We start from the raw sequence: 1141 nt of genomic DNA on the forward strand, positions 1-1141 counted from the left end.
TTTAATATCTCACCAAAAAATGAAGAATAATACCAATGAATTCTATTCAAATTGTCTTTTTTCTAAACGATCAATCGCATCTCGTTTCTTTTTATTATTTATATTTGTATAGATACTAGTAACCTCAACAGAAGTGTGACCGAGTTGATCTCGTAGCAATACTAAGTCCTTGTTTTCCTTATAATGATTTGTAGCATACGTATGACGTAGCTTATGTGGACTACGCTTTTCATCGAATGCACTTGAATACTTCTCTACTAAGTTCTGTATAGCGCGTACAGAAAGCTGTGTGTATTTTCCCTGGTACCTAGTTACAAATAGAATATCTTCTTCAGGTGGACACATATATTTCTCTAAACGTACTTTCATGTATTCTTGTACGTCGTCTAAACACGATTTCGTTGCGAGTATTGAAGATTTCTTATTACCTTTACGAGTCACTTTAATGGTCCCCTGTCGAAAGTTAATACTTGAGAGGGTAAGACTAGCTAATTCTGATACTCGAAGCCCAGTGCCTAAAATAAGGCTTATTAATGCTATATCACGTTCTTTGTCACGTGAAAAATAATTGTATTTACGTGTAGAGGTCTCTTTTAAGATTGTTGCATAATCATTTATCAAAAATCGTAAGAATGCTACATCCTCATTATCGTTAAAGATAATATTTGCCACTTCATCAGCTCTTGCTGCAGCATCAACTTTTTCTTTATGTAGTTCGATTTTCTCCATCACGTTACGTGAGAGATAGCTTTTTCCATGCTCATCTTCTGAATTCTGCGCTAAATATTTAAAGAGAGATTTTAAGGCAGAAAAGGTTCTATTTATAGCTCTAGTTTCAATTCCTTCACCTTGCAAGTACATGTGAAAGCGATTTACATCATTTAAGGGTAATGTTTGTAATGTCTCAATAGGTATATCAGTTATATTAGTAACCACGTTACCATTTACGACAGCTAATCGCTTAAGAATAATCCATTTAAAGAATTTTTCAAATTCAGTTATATATGCGTATAGAGTAGCAGGGGAGAGAGCAGTCTTCATTTCTAGGTATTCTATGACATACCAGGGCATATTATTTTTATGCTTTTCTACAAGAGCCTTAAAACGTTCTTTTTCTCTATTACTCATGGTGTACACCTCA

General features: G+C 34.0%; 1 protein-coding gene. It reads right to left on the reverse strand.

The window, feature by feature from the left end; translation table 11 throughout:
* Positions 1-42: 42 nt before the first annotated feature.
* Complete coding sequence (gene xerS / locus ACQGSG_RS29095) at positions 43-1128, reverse strand: tyrosine recombinase XerS (RefSeq protein ID WP_426948767.1); 1086 nt, start codon at positions 1126-1128, stop codon at positions 43-45.
* Positions 1129-1141 lie beyond the last annotated feature (13 nt).

Origin of the sequence: Bacillus sp. GMa5/1, assembly GCF_050172015.1 — a bacterium.
In the GTDB taxonomy this organism is placed as follows: domain Bacteria; phylum Bacillota; class Bacilli; order Bacillales; family Bacillaceae_G; genus Bacillus_A; species Bacillus_A cereus.

Excerpts from the sequence above, each read along its gene's own strand:
- xerS (WP_426948767.1), bottom strand. The coding sequence starts at position 1,128 with ATGAGTAATAGAGAAAAAGAACGTTTTAAGGCTCTTGTAGAAAAGCAT.